7 protein-coding genes are annotated in these 6,931 nt (G+C 40.0%); all 7 read right to left on the reverse strand.

Going from position 1 to position 6,931, the window contains the following annotated elements; all coding sequences use genetic code 11:
- Positions 1–108 precede the first annotated feature (108 nt).
- Positions 109–1,317 carry an ATP-binding protein gene (locus LBQ97_07065; protein MDR1832472.1) on the reverse strand — a complete coding sequence of 403 codons (1,209 nt, stop codon included), beginning with the start codon at positions 1,315–1,317 and terminating at the stop codon, positions 109–111.
- Positions 1,318–1,476: 159 nt separating this feature from the next.
- A complete protein-coding gene (locus LBQ97_07070; protein ID MDR1832473.1) occupies positions 1,477–3,354 on the reverse strand; it encodes an AAA family ATPase in 1,878 nt (625 codons plus the stop codon).
- Position 3,355: 1 nt separating this feature from the next.
- Positions 3,356–3,967, reverse strand: a complete 612-nt coding sequence (locus LBQ97_07075; protein ID MDR1832474.1) for a radical SAM protein — start codon at positions 3,965–3,967, stop codon at positions 3,356–3,358.
- Between the two features lie 10 nt (positions 3,968–3,977).
- Positions 3,978–4,631, reverse strand: coding sequence for an FHA domain-containing protein (locus LBQ97_07080; protein ID MDR1832475.1), 654 nt, complete (start codon positions 4,629–4,631; stop codon positions 3,978–3,980).
- Positions 4,624–5,496, reverse strand: a complete 873-nt coding sequence (locus LBQ97_07085) for a hypothetical protein (protein MDR1832476.1) — start codon at positions 5,494–5,496, stop codon at positions 4,624–4,626. Before LBQ97_07085 ends, LBQ97_07080 begins: the two co-directional genes overlap by 8 nt.
- A complete protein-coding gene (locus tag LBQ97_07090) occupies positions 5,493–6,155 on the reverse strand; it encodes a hypothetical protein (GenBank protein MDR1832477.1) in 663 nt (220 codons plus the stop codon). Before LBQ97_07090 ends, LBQ97_07085 begins: the two co-directional genes overlap by 4 nt.
- 44 nt (positions 6,156–6,199) lie before the next feature.
- The coding region (locus tag LBQ97_07095) for a hypothetical protein (GenBank protein ID MDR1832478.1) at positions 6,200–6,931 on the reverse strand (732 nt) is incomplete at its 5' end.

Consider the following 6,931-nt stretch of genomic DNA (forward strand, 5'->3'; position numbering starts at 1 on the left):
GTTTTTGCGCGAAAATTGTGTATAGGAATATTTTAGCATGTTTGTGGCTTTTTGGCAATAAAAAACACGCGCGGGTCCAAAAGGAGGCGGCGTGTATTTTTTCTTCGGTCAGGCCTGTTCTTCCAACAGGAAATCCAAGATATTCCGGATTTTGATCCCGCGATAATCTTTGAAGGGCAGGCGGTCCATGGTCAGGACCACTTTTTCGTGGTTGTCATTCAGTTTTTCCAGCGGTCTCACTTCCCGCTCCAGTGTTGCGGGGTCCATGACGGACGCGACCACCTGGCAATAAATCAATTCATCGAGATTCTTTGCCACAAAATCAATCTCAAGGTCGTCGGACTTTCCGACATTGACCCGATATCCGCGACGCAGCAACTCGAAATACACAACATTTTCCAAAAGTCTGCCGTAATCGCGGCTGCCGTCCGACAAGAGCAGCGTCCGGATCCCCGAATCCGTCAGGTAATACTTGGCCTGGGTCTTCAAAAGCAGCTTGCCCTTGAGGTCATAGCGGGACGCCTTGTAAATGATAAAGGCCTCTTCAAGGTGGTGCAAATAGTTTTCGACAGTCTCGCTGGACGTCTTCTGTCCGGCGCTCGAGAGGTAATCGCTGATTTTTTTTGCCGAAACGGGATTGCCGATGTTGTCCGCGAGATATTTCATCAGGTTTTCCAGCAAAGGCGGGTCTTTGATGATGTTGCGAGTGATGACGTCCTTCATGAGGATCGTGTTGTAGACGCCGGAAAGGAAATCCATATTGGCGCGAGGCGTCTCTACAATGTCAATCCTGCCCGGGAAACCGCCATATTCCAGATAATCGGCAAAAGCGCGCGCGGTATCGCCGCCGGCGGCGAAGTCGATAAAATCGAGATATTCCTTGAAGGAGAGGGGAAGCATTTTGATTTCGACGTAACGTCCTGTCAGGTATGTCGAGATTTCTGAGGACAGCAGTTTCGCGTTGGAACCGGTCAGGTAAATATCCAGGTCCGGACTCAGGAAAAGGGCGTTAACGGTGATTTCCCAATCGGGGATCCGCTGAATTTCATCGAGCAGGAGATAATATTTTTCTCCTTTTTCCGCAGTCTGCTCCTCAATCAGGGCGTACAGGGTCTTGTGGTCCATGCCGTCATAGCGGAATTCCTCAAAGTTGTGTTTTATGATCTGACCTTCTTTTACGCCGCTTTCCAGCAAATGCGCCCTGAAAAGGTCAAGCAGCATGGATTTGCCTGAACGTCTAATGCCTGTGACGACTTTGATCATGTGCTTGTTCACAAAGGGGGAAAGTTTTTTGAGATAGACGGGACGATTTTTCATATGCTCACCTCTTTTTCAAGTATAACTGAAAAAGTTGGAAAAAGCAAGAAGTTTTTCGGTTGTAACTGAAAAAGTTCTGAAAATCCAGAAGTTTTTCGGTTGTGGCTGAAAAAGTTTTTGGGCCAACTCTGGCCTAGCTAAGTGAGCGTAAGATATGTGCTAAAATTTCGACTTTGTTGCTATAAGCGAGTGCTTATCCTGAACAGTTTCAATCTCCTCTATCGTAATGCTGACTCCCCCTGATACCCCTTGATCAAAAATATACCGTGACAATGGATTTATAACCATGCTCTCTACAACATTGCCTATTCCTCGTCCACCGTTCTCCAAATTTAATTTTACTCTTTCAAACAACGTTTTAACCGCTTCTTTGGAAAAATCCAGCCGTATGTTTTTTTCAGCGAAGAGGTTTACGGATATTTTTGTCAACTGTGCCTTCATAATATCCAAAGCTACTGATTCTCTAATATAATCATATACAATTATATTTTCGCCAATTCTGTTCAAAAGTTCCGGCCTGCCCAATTGCAATTTAAAATAATTCTCGATCGCAGTTCGAACCTTTACTTGGATTTCCTCATATGGCATGCTTGAAGTTACATTAGCGATGCGGTTTCCCCTTTCATCAGGAATAAATATTCCTAAATTACTCGTAAATATAATAATTGTTTCAGAAAAATATATCGTATTCCCCTGACCGTCGGTCATACGGCCATCTTCGAGGATCTGTAGAAATTTGTCCAGAATAGATGGATCTGCTTTTTCTATTTCATCGAAAAGAAGAACCGAAAAAGGATTCTTCTTGACTGCATTAGTCAGTTGTCCACCAGCCTCATAGCCTATGTAACCTGGCGGTGCACCCATGAGTTTCTGGTCAGAATGAGATTGTGAGTATTCACTCATATCGAATCGAATGCAGGAACGCTCATCTCCGAAAATAAATTCTGATAATGTTTTTGCCAGTTCCGTTTTGCCAGTCCCGGTTGGACCTGCGAGAAACAAAACGCCTTTAGGTTTGGAAAGAGAAGAGGACTGAAGACCTGCTAACCCGACAACAGCCCTTTTTATAATGTCAAGAGTTCGGTTGATCGCTAAATTTTGTCCTTTGATCCGGTTTTGAAACATTTTTTCCGCATGCATCAGCTTATCGTAATTGAGCTTGGCCCATGGATTTTCTTGAATTCCAAATTTATAAAGATCAATGACTTGACAGAGTTTCGAAATTTCTGTTTTTCTTGATTTTGCAAGTTTCCGAATATCATTCAGTTCCGTAAAGCTCATTCCTTCAGTCAACGCAACAAAGCGATCTTGAATTTTTATTAATTCTCTAGGTAAGTTTTCGTAAGTAGCGATTTGTTCTTTGTATATGTCTACCTGAAAAAAGCTTCTGAAATTTTCTCCTTTTATAAATTGCTCTCGCTCCTCTTTTTGCGGCGTGTCAATTCTGATTGTTTTACTTCCAGGATTTTCTAAGTAGAACCACGCTGGTAGATCGTTTACTTTGTTTGCAATCACTATTATCACATTTTTCAGCACATTTCCCATTGTGACAACATCCATGGCTGAAAGGCTGGCCATGGTCAAATTCGTAAAGATATCTATGTCCTCTTGACTCAAATTATCCGGAGAAATGATATATCGAGAAGCAAAATTTAAAATTAGCGCAGTTGGAACTTCCGCTTGAGCCAAGGCAGTCACTGCACGAGCAGAGAGATCAATTAAATCCAATGGCCGGGAATTGTTACCAAAATTTTGTATGCCTGCAACTTTTATGAATGCAGATAGACTTTCGGCATTCATTTCATTTGATAGACCTGATAGACCATCAAAAAAGGCAATGGCTTTATAACCCAAATCTGTCAAATAATAATGTAGATACTCAGAGAGCCTTACTATACTTCCACCAGGCAACTCCTGATTCTCTGAAATTTCTGGATACTGATACAAGTCAAGAACATTTCCCTCCAAAACGATTTGTGGATTTAATCGACAAAAAATATTTAATTCCTTATGCCATTTTGAGATAAATTCTTCCATGTCAGTCTCCTTTAATTCCTACTGTAATGATATGGTTGCCTTCAGAAAACACTTGCAGAGAATTTCCTTCTTTCATATATTCATTATATTTTTTTTTGCATTTCGGATCAAGATAATGTATAATTTGATTGTCAGATCCACGTAGTGGACTATTGTTGTTCTCTTTTTCAAGGTATTGTCCATCTATCAAAACTGAAATATTAGACAAAATAGAGTGAACACTTTCCTTTCGCATATTTTTTAATTCCTGCAAAGTAAATCCGGTATAAACTAATATATCAATTTTGGAGGATCTGTGACTAAATAATCTATGAAGCCCTTCGACAAGAATTGCTAAAGCTCCAGGCTGCAGGAACGGTTCTCCTCCGGAAATAGTAATGCCATCCACATTTATGTTCTTAAAGACACGCTTCATTGTTTTCAGTAAATCTTCTGTATTGATTCTTTCTGTTGGATGCTGAATTTTAAATTCCGGACTAATACACCCATGGCAATTTCTATGGCATCCGGTTAACCATATGCCAATCCGGGTTCCCGGACCTAAACTGTGGACTGGATAAAGAATATTGCCAATATAAATATGTCTTGCGACTTCTGGTTTTGTCATAATCATCACCACAGGTTCATGATTTAGATTTTTTCTTTTCCCCTTCTTTACCAAGCGCCACCTTAACGATCAGACTTCTTGAGGGTTTTCTCTCGCCTCCCATCATCACAATGGAACCGATTTGCAATGGATACGCTTTTTCTGAAGGAATTGACTTTCCATTGACAATGGTTCCATTTTTGCTTTTTAAGTCAGTAACAACCAGCTGCCCGTTTTGCAGACTGAATTTACAATGTTTCCTGGATACGCCGTCTTTATTTTTCCGGACTAAATATCCACCCCATACGTTTGCTCGTCCTATAACGACAGGATTTGCTAAATCTAATTCCAGTATTTCGCCATCTTCCAAAGAAATCAAAGAATACTCCGTCGTGAGGGGATCTTCTTCAAAGTTATCAGGTATATTATCAATAGATGTTATCGGCACATCCTCCAAAGATTCACCGCAGGCTTCGCATTTAAGGAGATTAGCGGGATTCTTGTGTTGACATTCCTCACAAATCCTGATTTGGGTTTCAGAGATTTTTGGTTCGGTCGGGACAGATGGAAACTCAGAAGGGGCCGGTTTGTCAATTGACACGCCTGTCAAATCATATCCGCATCCTTTGCAGGTGAAGATATTAGCCAGATTTTGTAGTCCGCATTGCGGGCAAGTTTTTGTCTTAGCCATTTGTTTTTCCTTGAGTGATCGCCTTTTTTTTCGTACCCGCTTTATCATAGTTCTCTTTTGTTCTCCGATATTCCTGTAAATTGACTTTAGCAACATTTTCTACTGATGGGGGGGTGGCAGTATATTCAGTTACAATAACGCCTTTTTCAGCAAGCCGTTCAATTATTTTTCCTTCCATTCCACAAAAAGTCTTAGACTTAGACGTAATGTCCATGGCCTCAGTTTTGGTTGGAATGGTATTATCTTCTCCTTTCCCAACGATGCTCATTATAATACTGCCATCACTTTTTTGCACGACATTTATTGCTGTCGTATCCCCATAATCAATTAAGGTGCTTTTTGATTTTTTCCCGGATTTCTTGACGATATTTTTGGTCGCAAACGCTTCGTAGCCCAATTCTTGGAATGTCTCAGCAACTGCATTTTCCACGACCGTATTAAGAAAATCATTCCCAGCAATACGTCTGTATTGTTCTTGCGCTATTTCTTTTATAATTGCTATAGATTCTGCCGAACAAGAGTACTTATCCGGGCTTTCACCAAGGGATTTGCAACATATTTGGTATTCTGAATAAACATCAATAAAGGCTTTTTTCAATTGAACATCTTTTTTTTCAATATTCTCTTGATTGACTTCCGTGAAAGTAATAATCTCTTCTGATTTCGATTTTACTAGTCTCAGATAAATCTCTAGCTCTTTCTTTCGCAGAGCTGATTCCATTTGAGCTTTCTTTCTTTCTTCTGTTCGTTTTTCTTCTCGCTCTTTTTTTTGACGAGCTCTCTCTTCTGCAAGTAATCTTTGGCGTTCTGCTTCTTCGGCTATTCTTTCCAAATTTATTGTAATTTTACCTTGTCCGTGACTCATAATAAGACTCCTTTGATATACATGAAAGCAACTAAAATAGATATGAACAAATTAACTACCACTAATACCAGCATGACTGCATATTTAGTTTTTAATTTCCTCATATCCGCATGATAAACTTTCGGAAAATCGACAACAATTGTATTCCAAGCTTTGTCCTGTTTTTCAGCGATTTCATTTTGCTGTAAACCTATATTATCTATATCCGAGGTAATAGTTGTCACACCATTTATTATTGCTTTATGATTATCTTTGACCAACTGCAACAGCAATTTGATGTTTTCGTCTTGCTGTCTAATCGAATTCCGATTTTGAGACTGGACGTCCTTAACAACCTCAACAAAATTTGACACCGTTGTACAGGAAGCTGATAATATGGCTGCTGTATTTTGTGCATCATTCCTCAATTTTTCGGCAGTATGATTTGCCAGAACTATATCTGCTATCAGCTTGTCCATTTTCTCGGAAGTAGACTGACTCTCAGAGTAAATTCTCTGTATGAGTTTTTCTACTGCATTAGCATATTTTTCGCTAGCTAGCTGTGATTCTTTTACCCATGTTTGGATACTGCCAACAATAAGTCGCTCAGATTTTTCAAGTTCTTCTGTCACCGTTGCCAATCTCTCGCCCGTCGACGGCTGATTATCATTTTTACCCATGCGGGTCTCCTCCTTGTATATCCACAATTCTTGATGGATTATATCTATTTTGGTCTTATAGACTTGGTAAGCCTTGTTAAAGCCAATTCAGCAATGATGAGCATTGTTTCATTATCCTTTAACATCCGATGAATTTCCATTAACCGATTGGGAAGAATGTTCATCGCTTCTTTTGCAAAGAAGTCTTTTGCGCCTTCTGGAGCAGTTTGTAAAATTGGCAATGAATAAGAAATCAATAGATTTTGATTATGTTCATTAAAATATGTAGGGTCCATCTCAAAAATTCTGCTGAGTTCTCCCCTGTAGTCAAGATATCGTTCACCATCGAATTGCTTTGCAAGATAATTTATTACTTCCAGTCCTATATTCCCTCGATAAGATTCGCGATATCGGTCGATCAATGCTGAGAGGGCGACTATTTCATCTTGCGAGCGTAGTTTTTTTTGACTATATGTTCGCTCCTCATTGGTTTCATAATTGTAAAATATGGAAAGCCACGCCTCTATATCAGTAGACACAGAAAGTATGCTGTTGATGCGTGCATTGTCTGTCGTGCTCAACCTGAAAAACGAATTAATATATTGTCTAATTTCCTCTTCGCTGGGGTTTCGCTCACAAAAGCGATACATGTTCACTATAGCCATCCGTCTGCTATAGATATTGATATACCAAATAAACATCGCGTTTTGAATTGATTTGTGGTATAATATAGTCATGGAAAATGAACTTAAGACTAACGCGGTTCGACTGAGCCAAGAACAGCAATACGAGCTTCG

The sequence above is a fragment of the Fusobacteriaceae bacterium genome (assembly GCA_031272775.1).
GTDB lineage: Bacteria > Fusobacteriota > Fusobacteriia > Fusobacteriales > Fusobacteriaceae > JAISST01.

What these genes read in the sequence shown, in the direction of transcription:
- LBQ97_07065 (MDR1832472.1), bottom strand. Translation starts at nt 1,317, where the DNA reads ATGAAAAATCGTCCCGTCTATCTCAAAAAACTTTCCCCCTTTGTGAAC.
- LBQ97_07070 (MDR1832473.1), bottom strand. Translation starts at nt 3,354, where the DNA reads ATGGAAGAATTTATCTCAAAATGGCATAAGGAATTAAATATTTTTTGT.
- LBQ97_07075 (MDR1832474.1), bottom strand. Translation starts at nt 3,967, where the DNA reads ATGATTATGACAAAACCAGAAGTCGCAAGACATATTTATATTGGCAAT.
- LBQ97_07080 (MDR1832475.1), bottom strand. Translation starts at nt 4,631, where the DNA reads ATGGCTAAGACAAAAACTTGCCCGCAATGCGGACTACAAAATCTGGCT.
- LBQ97_07085 (MDR1832476.1), bottom strand. Translation starts at nt 5,496, where the DNA reads ATGAGTCACGGACAAGGTAAAATTACAATAAATTTGGAAAGAATAGCC.
- LBQ97_07090 (MDR1832477.1), bottom strand. Translation starts at nt 6,155, where the DNA reads ATGGGTAAAAATGATAATCAGCCGTCGACGGGCGAGAGATTGGCAACG.